The 19,917-nt window shown below is 66.8% G+C and carries 19 protein-coding genes; 3 read left to right on the forward strand and 16 right to left on the reverse strand.

From position 1 onward, the window contains the following. Positions 1-4: 4 nt before the first annotated feature. From GGQ97_RS12275 to GGQ97_RS12325, 11 genes are all read right to left on the reverse strand, one after another. On the reverse strand, positions 5-619 hold the full coding sequence (locus tag GGQ97_RS12275; RefSeq protein WP_209022851.1) for a TadE/TadG family type IV pilus assembly protein: 615 nt from the start codon (positions 617-619) through the stop codon (positions 5-7). After that, positions 616-1,158, reverse strand: coding sequence for a TadE/TadG family type IV pilus assembly protein (locus tag GGQ97_RS12280; protein ID WP_342448532.1), 543 nt, complete (start codon positions 1,156-1,158; stop codon positions 616-618). Before GGQ97_RS12280 ends, GGQ97_RS12275 begins: the two co-directional genes overlap by 4 nt. Then, positions 1,155-2,843, reverse strand: a complete 1,689-nt coding sequence (locus tag GGQ97_RS12285; RefSeq protein ID WP_168069965.1) for a TadE/TadG family type IV pilus assembly protein — start codon at positions 2,841-2,843, stop codon at positions 1,155-1,157. The genes GGQ97_RS12280 and GGQ97_RS12285 overlap by 4 nt, the downstream gene beginning before the upstream one ends. A gap of 10 nt (positions 2,844-2,853) precedes the next feature. Further along, positions 2,854-3,147 (reverse strand): hypothetical protein, encoded by a 294-nt coding sequence (locus GGQ97_RS12290; protein WP_168069967.1) that lies wholly within the window; start codon positions 3,145-3,147, stop codon positions 2,854-2,856. Continuing rightward, positions 3,137-4,633: a type II and III secretion system protein family protein gene (locus tag GGQ97_RS12295; RefSeq protein WP_342448533.1), complete on the reverse strand. Its 1,497-nt coding sequence runs from the start codon at positions 4,631-4,633 to the stop codon at positions 3,137-3,139. The genes GGQ97_RS12290 and GGQ97_RS12295 overlap by 11 nt, the downstream gene beginning before the upstream one ends. After that, complete coding sequence (cpaB, locus tag GGQ97_RS12300; protein WP_168069969.1) at positions 4,626-5,558, reverse strand: Flp pilus assembly protein CpaB; 933 nt, start codon at positions 5,556-5,558, stop codon at positions 4,626-4,628. Before cpaB ends, GGQ97_RS12295 begins: the two co-directional genes overlap by 8 nt. Positions 5,559-5,654: 96 nt before the next feature. After that, on the reverse strand, positions 5,655-5,870 hold the full coding sequence (locus tag GGQ97_RS12305; RefSeq protein ID WP_168069971.1) for a Flp family type IVb pilin: 216 nt from the start codon (positions 5,868-5,870) through the stop codon (positions 5,655-5,657). A 403-nt stretch (positions 5,871-6,273) separates the two neighbouring features. Continuing rightward, positions 6,274-7,026 (reverse strand): DUF2569 domain-containing protein, encoded by a 753-nt coding sequence (locus tag GGQ97_RS12310; protein WP_168069973.1) that lies wholly within the window; start codon positions 7,024-7,026, stop codon positions 6,274-6,276. Positions 7,027-7,179: 153 nt separating this feature from the next. Continuing rightward, positions 7,180-9,318, reverse strand: coding sequence for a TonB-dependent siderophore receptor (locus GGQ97_RS12315; protein WP_168069974.1), 2,139 nt, complete (start codon positions 9,316-9,318; stop codon positions 7,180-7,182). Then, positions 9,315-9,497, reverse strand: coding sequence for a hypothetical protein (locus GGQ97_RS12320; RefSeq protein ID WP_168069976.1), 183 nt, complete (start codon positions 9,495-9,497; stop codon positions 9,315-9,317). Before GGQ97_RS12320 ends, GGQ97_RS12315 begins: the two co-directional genes overlap by 4 nt. Beyond that, a complete protein-coding gene (locus GGQ97_RS12325; protein ID WP_168069978.1) occupies positions 9,494-10,666 on the reverse strand; it encodes a PepSY-associated TM helix domain-containing protein in 1,173 nt (390 codons plus the stop codon). The genes GGQ97_RS12320 and GGQ97_RS12325 overlap by 4 nt, the downstream gene beginning before the upstream one ends. Positions 10,667-10,922: 256 nt before the next feature. On the opposite strand from GGQ97_RS12325, the gene GGQ97_RS12330 reads away from it, so the two are divergent. Continuing rightward, a complete protein-coding gene (locus GGQ97_RS12330; protein WP_168069979.1) occupies positions 10,923-11,852 on the forward strand; it encodes a TIR domain-containing protein in 930 nt (309 codons plus the stop codon). A gap of 23 nt (positions 11,853-11,875) precedes the next feature. Beyond that, entirely contained in the window at positions 11,876-13,627 is a 1,752-nt protein-coding gene (locus GGQ97_RS12335) for a hypothetical protein (RefSeq protein WP_168069981.1), read from the forward strand. On the opposite strand, the gene GGQ97_RS12340 is transcribed toward GGQ97_RS12335, so the two are convergent. Both GGQ97_RS12340 and GGQ97_RS12345 read right to left on the reverse strand, forming a co-directional pair. Then, positions 13,628-14,077 (reverse strand): ion channel, encoded by a 450-nt coding sequence (locus tag GGQ97_RS12340; RefSeq protein WP_168069983.1) that lies wholly within the window; start codon positions 14,075-14,077, stop codon positions 13,628-13,630. 40 nt (positions 14,078-14,117) lie between these two features. Then, positions 14,118-16,361: a serine/threonine protein kinase gene (locus tag GGQ97_RS12345; protein WP_168069985.1), complete on the reverse strand. Its 2,244-nt coding sequence runs from the start codon at positions 16,359-16,361 to the stop codon at positions 14,118-14,120. A 90-nt stretch (positions 16,362-16,451) separates the two neighbouring features. Between GGQ97_RS12345 and GGQ97_RS12350 the strand changes: the two genes are divergently transcribed. After that, positions 16,452-17,165 (forward strand): PP2C family protein-serine/threonine phosphatase, encoded by a 714-nt coding sequence (locus GGQ97_RS12350; protein WP_168069987.1) that lies wholly within the window; start codon positions 16,452-16,454, stop codon positions 17,163-17,165. 15 nt (positions 17,166-17,180) lie between these two features. Here GGQ97_RS12350 and GGQ97_RS12355 read toward each other — a convergent pair whose 3' ends face one another. The 3 genes from GGQ97_RS12355 to GGQ97_RS12365 all read right to left on the reverse strand — a co-directional run bounded on the left by GGQ97_RS12355 (position 17,181) and on the right by GGQ97_RS12365 (position 19,851). After that, entirely contained in the window at positions 17,181-17,435 is a 255-nt protein-coding gene (locus GGQ97_RS12355; RefSeq protein WP_168069989.1) for a hypothetical protein, read from the reverse strand. Between the two features lie 68 nt (positions 17,436-17,503). Then, positions 17,504-19,075, reverse strand: coding sequence for a sulfotransferase (locus tag GGQ97_RS12360; protein WP_168069991.1), 1,572 nt, complete (start codon positions 19,073-19,075; stop codon positions 17,504-17,506). Continuing rightward, a complete protein-coding gene (locus GGQ97_RS12365) occupies positions 19,072-19,851 on the reverse strand; it encodes a hypothetical protein (RefSeq protein WP_168069993.1) in 780 nt (259 codons plus the stop codon). Before GGQ97_RS12365 ends, GGQ97_RS12360 begins: the two co-directional genes overlap by 4 nt. Positions 19,852-19,917: the final 66 nt, after the last annotated feature.

The raw sequence follows: 19,917 nt of genomic DNA on the forward strand, positions 1-19,917 counted from the left end.
GACCTCAATTACTGGCGTCGCCGACGCCGTCTTCCATCACCAGGCTGGTGCGGAAATCGGGAAGCTGGAAAGCGGTCATCGCGAGCAGGGAAATGGGCGAGAACGTCATGCCGACGATACTGACGGTGACGGTGGGAGAGATGTCCATTCCGTTGGGATCACCGGCATAGCCGAGGCCCGAACCGCTGTAGGTGACCCGAACCTTGTCCGACGTGACTTCGGGGTAGATGGCCTGCATCCTCTCGAAGATGTCATTGAATGCCTGGTCCCTGAATTCGTCGGTGTCCGGGCAAGTCCCTTCTTCGGCGCAAGTGCAGCCATCTTCGGTGCAGACGAGCTTGCCGAGCGCATCCTGCGGGATGCGGTCACCCTGGGTGAGCATTCGTCCATCGCTGGTCGCGAACCCGACGTAGCTTGCTTCTTCGAGGCCACTGTCGAGGACGTCGGTCACAGCGGCCATGCGGACGCCCATCTGGGTTGCCTTGGCGATGCGATTGTAATCCCACGCCAGTCGCGCCGCGTCGATGATCCCGAACAAGAAGATCAGCAGGATAGGTAGGACCAGCGCGAACTCCGCCGCGCCGCCTCCCCTGCGGTCCCGGAGCAGCGCGCGGATCATACGCCCATCACCGCTGCCTGCTCGCTGGCCGCGATGTTGAGGCCGGCGCCGCTCCAGCCGAACTGTCCGAACAGCCCGCGATAGGGCAGGCGCACCGTCAGGGTCACCACCGGCGCGCCGTCCTCGGCGCCGCGGTAGATCCCGGCCAGATCCTCGTTGATCGCTTCGCCGTCGGCGTCGACACCCGTCTCGACGCTGGTCGAGCAGGCGACCGACAGGGTCATCTCGGCATCCTCGCTATCCCAGTTCGGAAGCAGGTCGCCCGTCCCCCCGGCCACGCCCGTCCGCACCACTTCCTCGGTCGCCGTGACCACATCGTCGGCGGCGCTCTCGTCGGCGCAATCGAAGTCTGCAAAGTCATGGCGCGCGGCGAACCGGGCCCCGTCGCGCACACTCTTCGACAAGGTGTGCCATTCGCGAAAATAATTGCCGAGCTCGAAGGCGCTGAACATCAGGACCAGCAGCAGCGGCAACACGAGCGCCATCTCCGCCCCGGCCGCTCCGCGCTCGCAGCGCATCAAGGAATGACACCCGCTCATTTGACCAGATACGGCTTGTCGCGGCGGACAACCTGGCCTGCACTGGCGCCCGCACCGGATCGCGTCCGGCCGATGATTTCCACGTAGATGTCGTTGACGTCGGTCCGGTCGCGCTGGATCGACGGCTCGACCAGGAACATCTCTATCCAGTCGAGGACCGGGTAGACCGTGTTGCCACCGCCCTTCACACCATTTGCGGTGCAGTTGAGCACAGCGACCGAAATACGGCGGCGATCGACGTTGGCGTCGCCCGGCACGATACCGCTTCCGTAGGGTGTCGCCTGGAGCTGAGAACACACCGGGCTGTCGTGATCGATCGGAGTGGGAGGGTTAGTGGTCCCCCCAACCAGTCGATTGGCCAGGATCGTCCGCCCGCCGATGACCGTCCCGCGGTTGGCGATCTCCCACCGGTAGACCTGGTACCGGGTGGGGGTGGCAGTCGTGATGGGCTCGAGACCGTCATCGATGTAGCCAGGCCATTGCGTGCTGGTCCACCCGTAGTTGACGCGGAAATAGGCGTCGCGGTCCCACACGCCGTTACCGATCCTGCCGTTGGTGCAATTGCCGTTTTGCGACACGGCATGGCACTTGTCGCGCGGATGCCCCATCGTCCCGTTGGCGATCATCGCGGTCAGCCGCGTGGCCGCCAGCGATCCATCCAGGTCCGGCAGGTACCTTGCTGCTGTAGGGGGCAGCTCCCACTCACCGTTCTTCGGCGCATCGCACTTGTTGCCGCCGCCCGCATTTCCCTTTCGCAACAGATCCTTCACGACGTTGATCGAGGGCGGGCACATTCCTCCAATCGGGCAGGAGGCCGCATTGCCGTTGCCGACGGCCGGCTTCTCGTAAATGTCGAACCGTGTGTTCAGCGCCTGGGTGACCGGAGTCCCCGCGCCGGTGCGGGTCTGGACCCCGTCCAGCCCCGAACATTCGCCCGGTGGCGTCGTCCAGCCGAGCGCCTCGCGCAATTCGACGTTGGGATTGCTGGTGCTGGAATTGACGTCGAGATAGCCGAAATTGCCCGGAGCCCAGGCGGTGTTGCCATTGCCGACCGACACCAGGCGGAGGCCCCGGCCGGCATAGGAGTCGGCGTCGAACGCATAATCCTCATCGTCATTGTCGGCCGGCTCGTCCGGGTTGCACATCATCACCGGAGGCGTCTTGCAGATGGCCGAGCCGAGGCCGGCGATGGCCGATGCGGCGACGTTGCCGCTGTTCACCAGCCCGACGATCGGGGTCATCGCATAGCGGGCCTGGCGTGCGCTGATGTCGACCCGGATGAACTTGGCGAGGCTGTCGGGATCGACCTCGTCTTCCTCGTCCCCTTCCTCGATGCGGTTGTCGTCGTTCTCGGCGTCCGTGCTCGAGGCGTAGAAATAGATGTTGGCCACCGTCGCAGCCTGGCCGTCGTCATTGCCGTCATTGGCGAAGCGCGTGTCGTTCAAGACCAGCGCCCGCGCGGCGGCGGAGGCGCGCAGCATTGCGCCGTCCTGCCCGTCGAGCTGCGTCACACCGGCCAGCGCGGATTGGTCGGCGGCGTTCTGGAGTTCGGTGTCGAGATTGGCGAGCTGGGCGAAGTCGACCGCAAGGCCGCCGGCTGCGATCAGGCCGACCAGTGACAGTGCAACGATCGGCGCCACCGATCCCTGCCTTGCCCCGCCCAGCCTCTTGATCGCGCCCAGCATTGCACACCCCTTATTGCGGCCCGCTGCCGCTTGCCGCACCGCCGCTAGAGGTGCCGATCCGCTCCACCTGCTTGACCTTGTCGGTGCGGTAGCGCTGGCTTGCCGCTGCGGCCTTGGCGCCGTCGCTTCCGACCGGCGCGGCATCGGCGGTCACGACCGGATCGGGGTTGATGGTCTGCACCGCCTTGTTCCAGGCGACCGCTTCGCCGAACTGGCGATCGACCGACCCGGTGCGGGCATCGACCGTGTTGCACCCGGCCAGCAGGACCGCGGCGACGGCGATCGGCAACAGCTTACAGGACATGGCCGTAATCCCCTTCGAAACCGGTCGGACCCTTGGGCGCCGCCTTGGAGGCCATGCCGCCTGCCCCGCCGGCCGTCGGCGGCGCGGGTGGCGGCGGGTTGTTCACGCCGATCTCCGGCGCCGGGCCGACGCCCGTATCGGTGCGGCCGAGGAGATAGAGGTCGGCCGGAGCCGGCGGCAGGACGCGGTCGGTCGGCGCCTTCAACTGGTCGGGGCGCACCGGGCGCACCAGCCGCGGGGTGACGATGATCACCAGCTCGGTTTCCTCGCGCTGGAAGCCGCTGGAGCGGAACAGGGTGCCGATGATCGGCAGCGACCCCAGCAGCGGCACCTGGCGAATGGTGTCCTGGAAGTCCTTGCGGATCAGCCCCGCCATGGCGAAGCTTTCGCCGTCGCGCAGCTCGACCACCGACTTGGCGCGGCGGGTCTGCAGACCGGGCACGCGCAGGCCGTTGATGATAACCGATGCCGACGGATCGATCGAGCTGACCTCCGGCGCAACCACCAGGTTGATCACCCCATCGGCTAGCACCGTGGGAGTAAAGGCGAGGCTGACGCCGAACGGCTTGAATTCGACCGTGATCGCGCGGCTGCCGCCGTCGTCGGACCCGGTGCCGCCACCACCCCCCTGCACCGTGGGAATGGGAAACTCCCCGCCCGCGAGGAAATTGGCGGTTTCCCCCGACAGCGCGATCAGCGTCGGCTCGGCCAGCGTGGTGATCGCGCCCTTGCGCTCCAGCGCGTCGAGCGTGAGGTTGAAGTTGGTCCCGAACGCCCGGAAGGTGCGGGAGATGATGCCGAAGCTGTCGGTGATCGCGGCCAGCGTTGGCGGGCCGCTGCCGACCAGGCCTGCGCCGCCGCCGATCGCGCCGGTCAGCTTGCCGCCGTCCGATCCGACAAAGGTGCTGACGCCGATCTGCTGCAACGCCGAACGCTTCACTTCGGAGAAGCGGACTTCCAGCATCACCTGCTGCGAGGAGCCGACCGACAGCAGGTTGACGACCTTGCCCGGCGCATAGGTGCTGGCGAGCTGCACCGCGCGGTCGGCGGCGGGGCCGCTTGGCACGATGCCTTCCAGAACGATCGAATCGTTGCTCAGCCGGGCGCCGACCTGGGAAGCGGGCAGCAGTTCGGACAGCTGGCGGCGCAGCCCCAGCACGTCGGGCCCGACCGCGACGTCCATCACCGCGATCAGGTTGCTGTTGCGGTCGTAGAGGGTCAGGCTGGTGGTGCCCGCCTTCTTGCCCAGCACGTAAAGCGAATTGCTGTTCAGCGGCAGGATGTCGGCGATCTCGGGATTGCCGATCAGCGCCTTGGCGAACGGCCGGTCGGACCGCAGCACCTGGCTCTTGGCGACCGGAACGACCAGTTCGCCCGCGTGCATCCCCTCGGCGGTGCTGATCGCGGCGACCTGCGCCGCCGCCGGCGCTGCGCCGAGCAGCAGCGCGCCGGCGCCCAGCGCCGCGAGCATGATCCCCTTAGCCACTGACACCCCCCACTTCGTAGCTGGTCTCGGTGGTCCCCCTGACCACGTCGACATTGTTGCGGACCGGAGCCGGGCGCGGCGCGGTGGCGGCGCGGGCCGGTTGGCGAGCGGGCTGGCGCGGGGCACGGGCGGCCACCGGGGTCCAGCGCGGCTGGGCCGACAGGGTGGCGGCGGTCACCGCGCGGCCATAAGTGCCGGCAAAGGTGCCGTAGCGAAGATCGTCGAGGCTGACGGTTTCGACCAGGCTGACGTCGTCGCGCTCGCCCGGCTTGCGCAGCACGAGGCTGAGGTCGCCGACCTGCTGGCCCAGCGCCAGTTTCTGCGCGTCGACCGGTGAGACTTCCAGCGTCGCGGTCTTGGCCACCGCCGGCTTGCCCGTCTCGTTCTTAGACCGCTGGCCCATGGCGATGACGCGGGTGTTCTGCAGAAGCACGTCAGTGACCTGCTGGCTGCGGTCGCCGTTGGCGATCTGGCGGGTGATGAGGACGTCGACCGCGTCGCTGGGTTGAATGAAGCCCGCGACGCCCGACACGTCGTTGATGCGGACCGACACCGCGCGCTTGCCGTCGGGCAGCAGCGCGGCGATGGAGGCCCCTGCCCCCCTGCCCGAAATCTTGGTCGCCAGGATGGCTTCGTTGACCGCTATCGGTGCGATCACCACCCGGCGGTTCTTCGCACCGACCAGCTCTGCGGCGCTGCGGAAGCTGCCGGCGGGAAGCGCGTCGGTGGGATAATTGATGAGCCGGATCATTTCCGGCTTGAGCTCGGTCCCATAGTCGAGCGGCACGTTGGCCACCGCGATCTTGGTCGTACCGTCAGGCGATTGCGCGTTACGACCGGCGAGCAGGTAAGTGTTGGCCAGGAACACGGCGACCAGCCCCAAGACCACTGCTGCGGCCAAAGCGATTACCGATTGACGCTTCATCGACGTCTGCCCCCCTGAGCTCCAACGCTGATTTGTAGATGGGCGGCGAAGGGAGGGCTGTCCCTGAAGAACAGCCCTCCACCCCGATCACTTCACTTAGATGTCAGCACCCGTCTGAGGATCGGTGCAGAGATCATCGCCGTCGCCCGGAGGATTGCAGATCTGCGCGCCCGCGCCGTCCATGGCGGCACCGATGTTGGCGCCGAGCGCCACGGCCGAGGCCGCGATCAGCGAGCCGACAATGGCCAGCAGCAGAGCATATTCGGCGGCCGAGGCGCCTGCTTCGTCCTTGAGCATGTTAATGAACGTCATGGAAAATCCCCTTCCCAAGGAGACGTCCTGAAAGGCGGACGCCTCAAATTGAGCGTCGCGCAACGTGGGGGATCAAACGCCCTTGATAGTGAGGTCTCGTGCCAGCAGCCGTTCCAGATCGCCACATGACGCGACACCCCCGATTGCGCCCCCAGGCCCGCTCGGCAGGATTAAGAAACTGCTAACCACCATTGAAAGTCAACGGAAAGTTTTGATCTATGTTAATGCGATTAGTGCCAACATAGATTACTAACGCGCTGGAATGTCTTGGTTTTTGGCCGAATGGCGCCAAACTCCGCAGTGTTTCTTTTGTTCCATCGCGGGACAAAAATGTTGCCCGGAAAACCCAGTTCTCGTTTCGACGCAGTAAGGATCGTGCTCGAATCGGAGCAGATGCAAGGGTTTAGCGCGGCACCCGGTTGCGGAACGTGACGTTCACGCGGGTCGACATCAGCAGGTAGGGCAACCACAGGCCGGCGCTGATTGCCACCTTGGTGATGTTGCCCTGCAGCAGTTCGTGCAGCGGACCGGCAACGCTTGCAGGCACCGCCGTCGCCATCACCGCCTGCGCGATGAAAAGCTGCGCGCAGATATCGGCCAGCCATACGAACAGCAGGAAGCGCGGGAACATCGGCGCCCGGCGCAGCGCCATGGCGAAGGCCACGACGTACAGGCTGCTGAGGATCACCACGTCCAGCGTCATCGCCTGGTGCAGCACGCCCAGCCAGCCCGGAAAGACCGGCGGGAGCGCCGGCATGGTGACGAGATATTCGATCGCGCGAACCGGCACGTTCAGCAACATGCCGATCAGCAGGCTCACCATGATGCCGCTGGTGCCATGCAAGGGGTGCCGCTCGGCCTCCGCCCGCGAAACGTCGCGCCAGCGACCGATCCGCGCTAGGCGGATGCTCGGCTGCGGCATCGCCGGGCCATCGGCGAACCAGCGCAGCGCCAGCAGGAAACTGGCGGCGGGCGCGCACACCAGCAAAAGATAGGGCGCCAGGCTGGTCGGCCCGACTGCCGCCAGCGGACTGACCGCCACCTTCAGCGCGCCGGCGAGTGCCGCCAGCGTCATCCACCCGATGGCGATCGACGCGAGGTTATTCTCCAACCCCGTCAGCAGGGTCAGCGAGCGGGCATGAAGCCGCCTGTTCATCGAACGAACCAGAGGATGACGGAATCTTATCACGCGCCTGTCCTGATCCTTGCTGCCAAACGCCCCTATCCCACCGACCTTCTTTCAACATGGTTAATGCCATCGGGCATTAAAGAGTTCCAGTAGATGGGCCTCGGGCCATGCCGCCCCGGATCAGAAGTCCATCGAGGCGGAGACGCGGACGGTCCGCGGCTGGCCCTGCAGCAGCGAGGCGCCGAACGTCTCGAAGGCGGAAGCCCAGTAACGCTTGTTCGCCACGTTATCGACGCCTGCCCGCAGGGTGAGCGGCCGGTCGGCGACCAGCGCGACATAGCGTGCGCCAAGGTCGAACCGGGTCCAGCCGCCGATCTCCAGCGTGTTGGCGGCGTCGACCGGTTGCCTGCCGGTGGCGACCACCCGGCCGGTCAGGGTCAGGCCGGAAAGTGCCGGCACGTCCCATTCGACATTGGCATTGGCGAGGAGGCTGGGCACCCCCGGCGCATCATTGCCGTCCTGGGTGCCGCCGGGCGTGTTGCGCAACTCGGCGTCGATCCACGATCCCCCGGCGATCAGCCGCAGCCCCGGTGCAAGCTCACCGTCGACGGTCAGCTCGATCCCCTGGTTGCGCTGATCCCCGAACAGACCGAAGCGCAGCAGCCCCGGGTTGGCGGCATCGGGCACCGCAAACGCGGTCGGACGGGTGATGCGGAAGGCGGCGATGCTGCCGTTCAACCGCCCGAGCCGTGCCTTGGCGCCGATCTCATATTGCACCGACTTGACCGGCGCGAATACCTCGCCCGGGTTGCTGATGGTGGGATCGACCGGCGCGGTGGCGCCTTGCTGCAGCCCCTCGATCCGGTTGGCGAACAGCGACAGCCCCTCGCGCGGCTTGACCACCAGCCCTACCACCGGGGTGACCGCGCTTTCGTCATATTCGGTGTCGAGCAGGCCGCCGTTGTAATAATTGTAGCTCTTCACCTTGATCCGCTGATGGCGCAGCCCGGCGGTCAGCAGGACGCGGTCCCCGGCAAGGCCGATGGTGTCGGACAGGAAAAAGCTGGTCAGCCGGGCGCGCGCGATCGGATAGGGATCCTCAAGGTCGCCGCCGACGAAGCCGGTGCCCGGCAGTGGCACGACCGGCGTGTCGTACAGATTGGTGGCATAACCCGCGAAGCCGCCGAGGAAGTCGAAGGCATTGCGGTTGACCTGCCGGATATGGCTGACCCCCGCGTTCAGCTCATGCGTGGTGCCGGCCACAACCAGCTTTGCCCGCACCCCGGCCTGCCCGGCTTCGTTGTTGTCGGTGCGGGGCACGAAGGAGGCCGATCCGGCCGCGGTGCCGTCGGTGCCGGTCGCCGTGATCCCGCCATACACCCCGTCCTCCGACCCGTCGCGGGCACCGGCCTGGGCATAGACGAGCACGTTGTCGGCCGCGTCCCACTCGGCGCGGGCGGTGCCGAACAGGTCTTCGAGCTCGGTGTAGGTCCAGGGCTGCGCGTAATTGGCGTCCGCCTCTGGCACGCGCGGGATGAAGCTGGTGACCGTGACCTTGGGACGAAGCTGCTCGACGCGGACCTTCTGGTAGCCGAGGTCGAGCAACAGGCGGACGTCCGCGCCGCGATAATCGAGCCCGGCGCCGAGCAAGGTGGCCCGGCGGTTCTCGTCGTCGATCGCAACGTCGCCCCGGCGGTAGGCGCCGTTCAGCCTGACGCCCCAGGCCCCTCCCCCGAACCTGCGCGCGACGTCGAAGCTGGCGCCGACATGGCCGTCGGACAGATAGCTGGCGGTGACGCGGGTCAGGTCGCGCCCGGCGCGCTTTGGAACGAGGTTGATGCTTCCCCCGATCCCCGACCCGCCCGGCGCTGCACCGTTGAGAAAGGCCGTGGCCCCGCCCAGCACCTGCACGCTGTCGTACAGCTCGGGCGCGACCAACTGGCGCGGGGTGATGCCATACAAGCCGTCCAGCGCCACATCGTCTCCGAACAGGGTGAAGCCACGAATGACGAACTGCTCGGACGCATTGCCGTAGCCGTAGCTGGTGCGGATGGTCGGATCGTTCTCCAGCACCTGCCCAAGGGTTTGCGACTGCTGGTTGGTGATCAGCGTGTCCGAATAGCTGCGGATGCTGAACGGCACGTCCTCCGCCGCCTTGTCGCCGAGGATCCCGACCTGCCCTTCGCGCCGGACCTGGGTCTGGTTGTTGCGCTGGGCGGTGACGACGACCTCCTGGCCGGTCGGCTCCGCTGCCTGCTGGGCAAAAGCGGGCACGGGCGCGGCGGCGACGGACGCGAGCAGGAGCAGGCGGAAGTTCACTTGGGGTCATCCTTTCGGGGAGAGCGGCGGGAGGCCGCCCAGGCAATGGCGAGGAGCGGCACCGATAGCGCCGTCCACGAGAGTAGATCGCGCCAGCCGTCGCCGGTCAGCGCGGAAAGAAGGCCGGCAAGGCTGAGCAGCGCCAGAACGGCGGGCAAGGCGAAGGTCGAGCGGATCATTCGGCGGGGCTTGGCGCCGGTTCGATCCGCCCGCCGCTGGTCACTTCTGCCAGCCGCATCGACAGCGGGGCATGGCGCCGGCCGAGCCAGAGGTAGACCCCTGACCCGAGGACGACGATCGTGAGCAGGGTCAGCGCCGCCCACAGCAGCTTCAGCGGAAGGCCGCCATAGTCGCCGAAATGGAGCGGCTGGCTGAGCTGCAGCGCCTTCATGCTGAGCGGCATCGGGCGGACATCGGTCAGGCGGCCGGTTTCGGCATCGATAAGGGCCGGGGTCAGCAGCCGCTTGGTGAGCGGCGTGTCGCCCTGGAAGAAGACGGCATAATGATGCCCGCTGCTGTACGCCCCGCCGGGAAAGGCGATGAACTGCGGGTCGTTGCCCGGCAGCGCCGCGCGGGCCGAGGCCATCGCCTTGTCGAGCGAACCGTAGCGCGCCGGCGGCAAGGGCGCGGCTCCGGCCTCGAGCCCGGTCATCTCGGCCAGCGCGCCGTTGCGCCACTGGTCGACCAGCGGCGTCGCCAGCGCGTTGATGATCCCGGTGACGCCCACCACCGTCATCCACGCCAGCGCGGTGATGCCGAGGAGGTTATGCCAGTCGAGCCACTTGAGCCGCCGGCTGCGGGTGGTGCGCAAAGTGCCGAAGTCGAGCTTTCGCATGAACGGTGCGTAGAGCACCACGCCCGACACCAGCGCCGCCACGAACAGGACACCCATGGTCCCCAGGAACAGCATTCCCGGAAGACCGAGGAACATGTCGGTGTGGAGTTCGAGGAGAAACTCCATGATCCCCTCCTCGCCCGGCGGTGCGACGAGCTGACCGTTGGTGCGATCGAACAGCATCAGGGTCATACTGCCTTCGGGCGCGTCGGGCGCGGGTCCGGTGGTGACGGTCAGGAGCGGGCTTTCGTTGTCGAAGGCCATGTACAGCGGCACCTCGCCCGGCCTCTCCGTCAGCGCCCGGGCGAGCATGGCGTCGAGTGGCAGCAGGCCGGGCGCGGTCGACGCGGACGCCGGGCCGGCCAGCGGCGGAGGACCGCCCAGCGCTGCCTCGATCTCGTCGTGGAAGATGAGCGGCAGGCCGGTCAGGCACAGCATCAGCAGGAACAGGGTACAAACGAGGCTCATCCACTTGTGGACCAGATACCAGGCTCGAACCGCGGACCGCTTCATAATGCGCCCTTAGACGCTATTGAGAAGCATTCGCAAGTAATAAGTGGGATTGCAAAGGTCTGGTTTGAAGCCGTCGGCTATCGCCTCGCCATGCCCCTGCAGCCCCTTCCCGGCCGCCCTGCGTCCAAATAGCAACGCCGGGCCTTAACTTGCCTTTGGATTCGTCACGGCGAAGGCAATCTGGTAAACCTTGGTTAAGCAAGTTTTTTGGCGTCGAATCACCAGAACAGCAAAACCTTCAGGGCAGAGGTGCGGTTTGACCGGGCGCGATATCTTCATTTCCTACAGTCGCGACGATCGCGCCGCCGCCCGGCACTTTGCCAAGTGCCTCGAGGAAGACGGCTTTACCGTCTGGTGGGACGCCGCACTCCACTCGGGCGAAAGCTTCGACCAGGTCATCGAACGGGAATTGCGCGCCGCAGCCGCGGCGATCGTGCTGTGGTCGCCGCGCTCGGTTGCCTCGCGCTGGGTGCGCGCCGAAGCCACCCTCGCCGACCGCCAGGGCAAGCTGATCCCGGTGATCATCGAGCAGTGCGAACGGCCGATCATCTTCGAGCTGACCCATACCAACGACCTCGCCGACTGGATGGGCGACAAGAACGATACCCGCTGGAAGGGCCTGGTCGACGACATCGCCCGGCTGGTCGGTGACCGTCGCGCTAGAACGGCAGCCCCCTCCCCGGCACCGTCGGCTGAAGGGGCCAGCCCGGCCGGCTTCTCCGCAGCACTTCCCTTGCAGCGCGAGCGCCAGGCACCCCCACCGCCGGCCCCGCGCGACAACGTCACCGCCCTGCCGCGTGACATTGAGGATTCGCAGGCCACCCAATTCTTCGTCGGCGCCGACTGCCAGGACATCTTCCATTGCCTGGAAATCGGAACGGATGATCATGGCGAGCGCCGCTACATCGTCGCGCCGCAGGGCCTCAGGATCGGACGCTCGCCTCCAGCCGACATCATCCTGTCGGATCGGCGGGTTTCGCGCGCGCATTGCCTGGTCGAACTGGACGGCGGCGCGCTCAAGATCACCGACCTCGGCTCCACCAACGGCACCTATGTCGATGGCAAGCGGGTGGAAGGCTCGGCGTCGCTTGGCGTCGGATCGGTGCTGACCGTCGGAACGGTCACCATGCGGCATCAGGTGCGCAGCGCGCGGGTCATGAGCGAACGGAGATACGCCGTCGGCTGAACCCGGCGCGCGAGGGGGGATATTTGCCAGCAGCTCATCCGCCGCGGCCGCGGCTCACGCTCAATGTCGGCATCACCGGGCACCGGGCATCGATTCTGCCCCCCGATCTGATCGACGATCTGGTCCCTGCCGTCGACGAGGTTTTCCGCCAGCTGGCGGCCGGAATGCTCCGCCTGCACGAGCGGGAGCGGACCCTGTTCGACCCCGCCTCTCCGCGGCTCCGGCTGCACACGCCGCTTGCGTCGGGTGCCGATCAGATGGCGGCCCGGGGAGCGCGTGCGAGCGCGTTCGAGATCCGGGCGCTGCTGCCCTTCGCTCCCGACGACTATCGGGCCGATTTCACCGAACGGGCCGAGCGGGCCGATTTCGAGCGCGAACTGGAAGCCGCCAATCGCCAGTTCTCGCTTCCCGGCCAGCGGTCCGACGAGGAAGGCGCCTATGTGCTCGTCGGCAAGGCGGTCGTCGCCGCGGCCGACGTGCTGGTCGCGATCTGGGATGGCGGCGCGGCCAACGGGCCCGGCGGAACCGGCCATGTGGTGGACCAGGCGCTCGCCAACGGCGTCCCGGTGATCCATCTCCTCGTCGACCGCAGCGGCGGTCAGAGCGGCGCGCTTCGCCTGCTCACCGATGGGGAAGGCGGCTCACCCAAGGTCACGCCGTTCGGCACGCCGGACACCTACGACGCGCTGCTTGGCGATACGCTGCTCCCGCACACCACCGACGAGCGGCAGCACATCGCCGAGTTCTTCGCCGAAACCACCCGCCGCAACAACTGGCGGCTGGAATATCCCCTGCTCCTCACCGGCCTGTTCGTGAAAAGCCTCCCGCATGCGCCGTGGCGCGAGGCTCCGCTTCCGCCGTCCGACCGGGTCGAGCGGCCCGACCTCGCCACCTACGCCTGGGCCAATCTGCTCGCCATCCGCTACGCCCAGATGTTCCGCAGCGGCCATGTCGCCAATTACGTCCTGTCGGCCTCGGCGGTGCTGCTGGCACTGGTCGGCCTGCTCTTTCCGGCGGCCAAGGTGTTCCTGGTGATCGCCGAACTGGGCGCGATTGGACTGCTTTTCCTCAACACCCGCGCCGGCACCGACGGTGACTGGCACCGGCGCTGGCTGCAGTATCGCCACCTCGCGGAATCGCTGCGGCCCTTGTTCTTCCTCAAGGGCACCGGCCTCATCAGCACGCCGTTCCGAAGCGATTTCGTGCGCGGCAACGCCCATCGCGAGACCGGGGCTGACTGGACCCGCTGGTATGCGGCGGCGATCTGGCGCGAGATGGAAAGTCCGGTCGGCTCCATCGGGCCGGCCGAGACCGCCAGCCTCGCGCGGCAGTTCAGCGAGGAACAGATCATCCCGCAGGCGGACTATCACCGCGTCAACGCCGCGCGAATGAGCAAGCTCGACCACCGCCTGCACGAGGTCGGTAATTTCCTGATCGGCGCGGTGATCTGCGTCTGCTGCCTGTATCTGGTCGGCTATGTCTTCATCCACGATGTCGCCAAGTCACTGACCAATGCCTTCATCTTCCTGACGGCGGGCCTGCCAGCGGTCGGCGCCGCGGTGTTCGGCCTGCGGGGGCATGGCGAGCATCTGCTTGCGGCAAGCCGCTCGGTCAGCTCCGCCACCGCGCTCGACGCCTCCGCGTCCCGGTTGGCGAAGGTGTCCGATACGGAAAGCCTCGCCCGCGAGTTCGAGCATGCCGCATCGATCATGCTCGCGGACCTCAACGAATGGACGATCGCCTACCGCGAGCGCTCGCTCGAAATCCCCGCCTGATCAGAGCTTCTCGCCAGGTCCCTGCCGGCCCCACAGACGCTCCATGATCAGATAGGTGAAGGACGCGCTCCAGGCGACCAGCACCAGCCCGTTGAGGGCCTCGATTCCGGCCACGATACGGATGTTGCCGTGGGGCAGGATGTCGCCGATCCCCAGCGTCGTGTAGGATGCGATCGAGAAGTAGAAATGGTCCTCGAACCAGCCGGGCCCACCGACGATCGCGCCCCGCAGTTCGCCCTCTCCGGCCCAGTCCAACAGCGAAAGGCCGAGGGCGTAGAGGAATACCTCGACCAGGTGGGCAAGGAAGATGGTGGTCAGGATGATCGGGAACGGGTGACGGATCTCGTCCTTGCGCCGGTAGACCCAGCGGCCGAGGCGTTCGAGCGTCCACAGGTGGATCAGGAAACAGCCGCCGATCAGGATGACCGTTACCACGACAGTCAGCAACATGGGTGCCCCTCTGCAAGATCGGCGTGCAGCACGGCGCCGCTTATGGTGATTGCGTCTGCTTGACGAGGAACACGAGATACGCCCGGGTCCGCTTGGCACTGGTGATGATGGTATCGGCCTGCGCGTTGGTGGTCGCCGTGCGCGCCGACCGCTTGAGCACTTTCAGATAATCGTCGTAGCCGCGCGCCAGGCGGCCATTCTCGCCGCGGTCCGCCCGCATCACCTGCCGCGCCATTCCGCGCGCCTCGTCGATGATACCATTCATTTCCGCCAGCTTCGCGCCAGACGCCGTGGCCGCCGAACTCGCTGATGAGGTTGTCGCAGCAGCGGTAGCGGTCGTGGCTGTCTGCGCCGCGGCGGCCGTCGCAGCCTTGGGCGTTGCGGCGGCCTTGGCGGTAGCCAGCTTCGCCGCTTCGGGTTGCGCCGCCAGTTTGACGGTAGGAACGCTCGCCAACGTTGACCGCCAGGCCCGGTAGCGACCGAGGAGCTCGCGCGCAGCGGACGACGAGGCGGCTCCGTCGGCAGCCGCGTCGACCGCCTGTGCAGCGGTCTGAAACTCGGACGACTGGCCGGTCAGGCGCGCCAGATAAGTGCGCTCCGCCGCGCTGCCGGGAGCAGCACCGCCGCCGCCAGGGTCGGTCCACGGGGCGGCGCCGGCCAAGCGCTGCCGCCGCATGGTCGCATCCTCGGCGAGCGCGGCCGCAAACGCCTTGTCGGCTGTCATGGCCGCCACGTTCATCGCAGCCTGCAAGGCAGCCGCGTCGCTCGACTTCGCAGGGTCGCCAAGTAAGGCCTGAAGCTGCGTCTGATCGCCTCCAAGCTTGTCGCTGGCCACCATCAGAGCCCCGATCGCGGCGTCGGGCGCACCCGCGGCCCGCGCTTCCTCTGCCAGCGCCTTCAGCCCCGGCGCGAGCATGCCCGTATCAGGTCCGGCATAGGCAGCCGTGACCGGCGCCGGGGGTGCGGCGTTCGGTTCCGATGACTCCGTGAGCGCATCCGAATTGGTTCTCGGAAGCAGGCTCCAGCCGGCAGCGCCCACGGCAATCACAGCCGCCACGATTCCAGCCGCAACCAACGGCGTCTTCTTCGTTTCGGCAGGCGTCGGCGCGGGCGGCTTTGCCGCTGCGGCGGCCGGTTTGCGCGAAAGGTCAGGAGCCTTTGCCGGCTCCTCGCCCTTGCTCTCCGGAACGGCGGCCAGTGCGGCAGGCGCGGCGGCCTTGCGGGCAACGCCCGTCTCATGCCCGGCGCGCTTGAAGCTGGCTTGTTCGGGTTTGTCCGGGACGTTGGTTTCGATCGGGACGTCGGCGGCCTCGGCAGGCGGGGCGACCGGAACGATCTCATGCACTGCGACTTCGTTGATGGTGAAGCGCGTGCGCTCGTCGTCCTCGGGCTCCGCCGCGACCTGCGGGAAGAGCGACAGCCACTCGGTGATCGATTGCGGCCGCTCCTCGGGCTTGATCGTCATCGCGGTGTCGATCGCCGCCAGGAATTTCTTACTGTAGCCGGGCCACTTGCCTGACCCGAGCGGCTCGCCCTGGCCGCCGTGGAGCCGTTCCAGCACCTCTGGCGGCTTGGTCCCCGTGACGCATTCGTAAAGCACCACGCCAAGTGCGTAGATGTCGGTCCACGGCCCCTGCTGGTAAGTCTTCACATATTGTTCGATCGCCGCGTAGGGCGGCGTGTGGAAGGTGACCTGCGTGCTGGTCGCCTCGGCCGTGTCGAAGCGGGCCGAGCCGAAGTCGATCAGCACCGAGCGGCCCTCTGGCGTGATCAGGATGTTGGGCGGCTTGATGTCGCGGTGGAGAACGCCGACCCGGTGGGCCCGGTCGAGCCCTTCCGAGATCGGTGCGATGACGTCCCACAGGCTGCGCTCGTTGAACCGGCCACCGTTCTTCAGCAGGCGCGACAGCGACGTTCCGTCCTCGAAGTCCATCACCATGTAGGCGGTGCCGTGAATCTCGAACAGGCTGCGGACGCTGACGATGTTGGGATGGCGGCTGGGCGTGGACAGGTTCCACAGCAGCTTGGCCTCTTCGACGAACTTCTTCAGGCCGAGCGCGTGCACTTCTTCGGCGTCGGAATCGATCGGGACCACCGTCGCTTCCTCGTCGCGCTCGCTGATGGCGCTTGGGAAATATTCCTTAATCGCGACCAGTTCGTTGAAGTAGATCCCGCGCGCCTTGTAAACGATTCCGAAGCCGCCGACGCCAAGCACCTCTTCCAGCCGCCACTCGCGAAGCACCGTCCCCGGCGGCAGGGCCTTGTTCGAATACGCCTTGCTCATGCGCGACCAGCCCCCACGAAGCTGTTAACCGGGATCGCATAAACGGCTTGCCAATGCTAGTCATGTGAATGTTGCAGCGGGGTGCTTCTCATGGCCTTTCAGTGCGTCAGTCGAACCCACGTCGGACTGAAGCGCCGGGTCAACGAGGATTCCCTCATGGTCCGGACGGAGCGTGGCTTGTGGGCCGTGGCCGATGGCATGGGCGGACATGAGGCCGGCGATGTCGCCAGCGGCAAGATCGCCCAGGCATTGCAGCTCCTTCCGATCGTCTACGACGTGGACGAACTGATCGATGCCGCCACGTCTGCCCTCCTGAGGATCAATCATGAACTGATTCAGCTCGCCCGCGGCGACGGCCTGCCGCGGACGATCGGCAGCACGGTAGTCGGCCTGGCCATTGCCGGGGCGGAGACGCGATGCTTCTGGGCGGGCGATAGTCGGGCCTATCGACTGCGCGGGGGGCGGTTGGTGCAGCTATCCCGCGATCACAGCCTGGTGCAGGAACTGGTGAATGCCGGGATGCTGCAGCCCGACGAAGCGCAGGATCATCCCCAGTCCAACGTAGTCACTCGTGCGGTCGGGGTGTCGGAACATCTGAAGGTGGAAGTCGCTTCCGGCGACGCCCAGAGCGGCGACCTGTTCCTGCTGGCCAGCGATGGCCTGACCCGCGTCGTTCCGGATCACGAGCTTGCGGAGGAGATGTCGTCCGGCACGCTCGACACCATAGCGGACCGACTGGTCGAGCTGGTCCTGCAACGCGGCGCGCCGGACAATGTCTCGCTGATCCTGGTCCGCCAAACCTGACACAGGAAGCGCTGCTTACTGCGGGATAGGTTGGGCCCCGGGAACCTTAAAAGGATCCGACCGCCGGTCGAGCACCTTCTGAAGGTTGCGCCTGGAATCGCGGGCCTGCGCGTCCCATTCCGACTTACGCTTGCAAGTCCGTGGCTGGGAGATGTTGCTGCCAAGCGACGACGCGCGGCTGCGCTCGCAGATGACCGGATCTTTCGGCGTAGCCGTGACCACGATGGGATCGGGTGCGCTCAGGGCGAAGAGGGCAAGGAGGATGGACATCTGGGCAGCTCCGGCTGTGCGGTTCGCAGATTAGCAGAAGACGGGAGGCAGGACGACACCTGCCCCGCTCAATCCCCGGCGAAAGGCCCCAATGCATCGCGCAGCGGCCCGAGCCATTGCGCGTAGGGCCGCCAGGTACCGACGCCTTCGCGGTTGAGCGGACGACGGACCTGTTCGACGCTGGGGGTGCGCACCTCGCGCTTGCTTTCGTGAAAGCGCAGCACGGCCTCGTCGAAGCCGATCCCAAGTTGCTCGAACAGCGCCCGCAGCACAGGCTCGGGCCGCTCGATCAGTTCGTCGTAGGCGACGTGCTTGATCCAGCCGGGAATGACCTTGTCGAGGTGATCCATCAGCCGGACATAATCGACATAGGCCCGGCCTATCCCAGCCAGCGTGAAGGAGGAGGAATGGGCCCGGCTGAAGCTATGGCTGAAGTTCGACCAGCAGCAGGTCATCGCGTCGCGGCGGATGTCGATGATCTGCGCATTGGGGAGGATCTGCCGGATGAGCAGCGCATTGCTCCAATTGTGCGGCATCTTGTCGACGAACCACGGCCGGTCCGTCCTTCGGTGCGCGGCAACCCGCCGGAGATATTCGCGCCCCATGCCGATCCGGTCGGACTCGGACATCGTTGCCACCGCCTCGGGGACCGAACGGATACCGGCCCGTGTCGCGCCTTCCATGAGGGTGCGGAGGAGGGCGGGGATATGAGGAAGTTCTCCGAGCGGTTCGATGTCGGGGTGCGAGCCCAGCATCTGCTCGAGCAGGGTCGAGCCCGAGCGCGGCAGGCTGGCGATGAAGATCGGCCCGGATGACGGATCCCCGCCGCCGGCGGTCGAAGCCAGGAACTCGGCGGTGAACAGGCGCTCGCTCTCCTCGACCTCGCGGCTGAGCTGCCCGGCATCATAGTCGAGCGACCGTTCGAAGATCGCATTGGCTTCCTGAAAATGATGAAAAGCGTCGGCGTACCGGCCTTCGGTCTGCAACGCGCGGCCGAGGGCGAAATGCAGCGGAGCGACGTTGTTGACGTCCACCGCCTGATCGAGGGCGGTTTCCATGGCGGCAATGTCTTCTGGCCCGAACACCTTGCTCTTGATGCTGCCAATCCCCCACCACGCATCGCCGAGGTCGGGCGTAAGGGCGATGGCGCGGCGATAGGCGTCGATCGCGGCCTGGGTCTCACCGGCGCTTCGCAGATTGTGCGCATAAGCCAGCCAGAGATTGGCGCGTTCGGGATTTCGCTGGGTCGCGGCCTCCAGGATTTGGCGGGCATCCTCGTTCCGGCCGAGCTTGTCGAGGATCAGGCTGACGATGACCTCCGTCGCCGGATCGGACGGCGAGCGCAGGGTCTCGAAGATCGCCAGCGCTTCGGGCAATTTCTCCTGCTGGTTCAGCACCCGGGCGAGGTTGAGGAGGATTTCGCGGTTCGCGCGGTCCCGCGACAAGGCCTGACGGAAGAAGGTCTCCGCTTGGAACAGGGCACCAGTCGCGGCAGCCACCGATCCCAGCAGCGAAAGGCCCCGCGGGTCGCCCGGATGCTGCCGCAGGTGGTTGACCGCCAGGCCCGCCGCCTGGTCGTGGCGCTCGGCGCGAAAGGCCTGTTCGGCCCGGGCCAGAAGGGGTGCGGCAATGACGGTCACGATGCTTCATACCCCAGCAGGCGGCGAAGTCCCGGCGCTTCATAGTCCACCAGCCGGCGGTGAAGGTCGGGCAAGGTGTCGGGAAGACGGCGCGAGACGCCGGAAAGGTTGTCGCGCGCGGTCCCGCTATGCGCCGGGTCGGCCCCGATCCTGACCCTGTCCGCCCAGTCGTCGGGCAGGCTGAGGCCCGCCGCCGCGAGCAGGGTCGAGAAGTACGTCTCGTCGAGCGAGCGTGCGGCGGCGCGGAGTTCCTCGAAGCGGACCACCAGCGACGCGCCCGGCAGCCAGGCGGCGGCATTGTGGCTGTAGGTTTCGTTCAAGGACGGCGCCTTGCGATAGACCCCGAAGATCATCGCCGAGAGCAGGTCGTCGACGCTCAGCCGGGGATCGCGAAGCTCGGCCATGTCGCCGTCGAAATTCTCCGACAGGAAGAAGCGGGCCCGCGCGAGTACCCAGTCGTAGGGATCGCGGACGAGCAGCAACCGGGTGACGTGCGCGGTCACCAGGGCGGTGGTGTCGGTGAACAGCAGGTGGCCGCACGACAGCATCGGCGCGCGGGGGTCGAACGCTTCCTGGGTCACCTCGAGGTTGGGATATTGCACGAAGTCGCGCGCGTAATGCTGGGCGGGCGAGACGAACATTCGCAGGATGTTGCGCAGCAGGTGCGTCCCGCTTTTCGGGACCGAGTTGATGAACAGCGGCCGCGCAAGACGCTGCTGGACAAGACCATCGGCAAGCGCGTCGAGACGGTCGGCGCGGAGGTTCACAGTCGGCATCCGCACCTTCTTCGCATCTGCGGCTGACAAGACAAGGGGAGACGGATCGCTCCGCCTCCCCTCTCC

Origin of the sequence: Sphingomonas kaistensis, assembly GCF_011927725.1 — a bacterium.
Taxonomy (GTDB): Bacteria; Pseudomonadota; Alphaproteobacteria; order Sphingomonadales; family Sphingomonadaceae; genus Sphingomicrobium; species Sphingomicrobium kaistense.

What these genes read in the sequence shown, in the direction of transcription:
- GGQ97_RS12280 (WP_342448532.1), bottom strand. Translation starts at nt 1,158, where the DNA reads ATGAGCGGGTGTCATTCCTTGATGCGCTGCGAGCGCGGAGCGGCCGGG.
- cpaB (WP_168069969.1), bottom strand. Translation starts at nt 5,558, where the DNA reads ATGAAGCGTCAATCGGTAATCGCTTTGGCCGCAGCAGTGGTCTTGGGG.
- GGQ97_RS12290 (WP_168069967.1), bottom strand. Translation starts at nt 3,147, where the DNA reads ATGTCCTGTAAGCTGTTGCCGATCGCCGTCGCCGCGGTCCTGCTGGCC.
- GGQ97_RS12350 (WP_168069987.1), top strand. Translation starts at nt 16,452, where the DNA reads ATGGCCTTTCAGTGCGTCAGTCGAACCCACGTCGGACTGAAGCGCCGG.
- GGQ97_RS12325 (WP_168069978.1), bottom strand. Translation starts at nt 10,666, where the DNA reads ATGAAGCGGTCCGCGGTTCGAGCCTGGTATCTGGTCCACAAGTGGATG.
- GGQ97_RS12365 (WP_168069993.1), bottom strand. Translation starts at nt 19,851, where the DNA reads ATGCCGACTGTGAACCTCCGCGCCGACCGTCTCGACGCGCTTGCCGAT.
- GGQ97_RS12340 (WP_168069983.1), bottom strand. Translation starts at nt 14,077, where the DNA reads ATGTTGCTGACTGTCGTGGTAACGGTCATCCTGATCGGCGGCTGTTTC.
- GGQ97_RS12285 (WP_168069965.1), bottom strand. Translation starts at nt 2,843, where the DNA reads ATGCTGGGCGCGATCAAGAGGCTGGGCGGGGCAAGGCAGGGATCGGTG.
- GGQ97_RS12305 (WP_168069971.1), bottom strand. Translation starts at nt 5,870, where the DNA reads ATGACGTTCATTAACATGCTCAAGGACGAAGCAGGCGCCTCGGCCGCC.
- GGQ97_RS12355 (WP_168069989.1), bottom strand. Translation starts at nt 17,435, where the DNA reads ATGTCCATCCTCCTTGCCCTCTTCGCCCTGAGCGCACCCGATCCCATC.
- GGQ97_RS12320 (WP_168069976.1), bottom strand. Translation starts at nt 9,497, where the DNA reads ATGATCCGCTCGACCTTCGCCTTGCCCGCCGTTCTGGCGCTGCTCAGC.
- GGQ97_RS12275 (WP_209022851.1), bottom strand. Translation starts at nt 619, where the DNA reads ATGATCCGCGCGCTGCTCCGGGACCGCAGGGGAGGCGGCGCGGCGGAG.
- GGQ97_RS12310 (WP_168069973.1), bottom strand. Translation starts at nt 7,026, where the DNA reads ATGAACAGGCGGCTTCATGCCCGCTCGCTGACCCTGCTGACGGGGTTG.
- GGQ97_RS12345 (WP_168069985.1), bottom strand. Translation starts at nt 16,361, where the DNA reads ATGAGCAAGGCGTATTCGAACAAGGCCCTGCCGCCGGGGACGGTGCTT.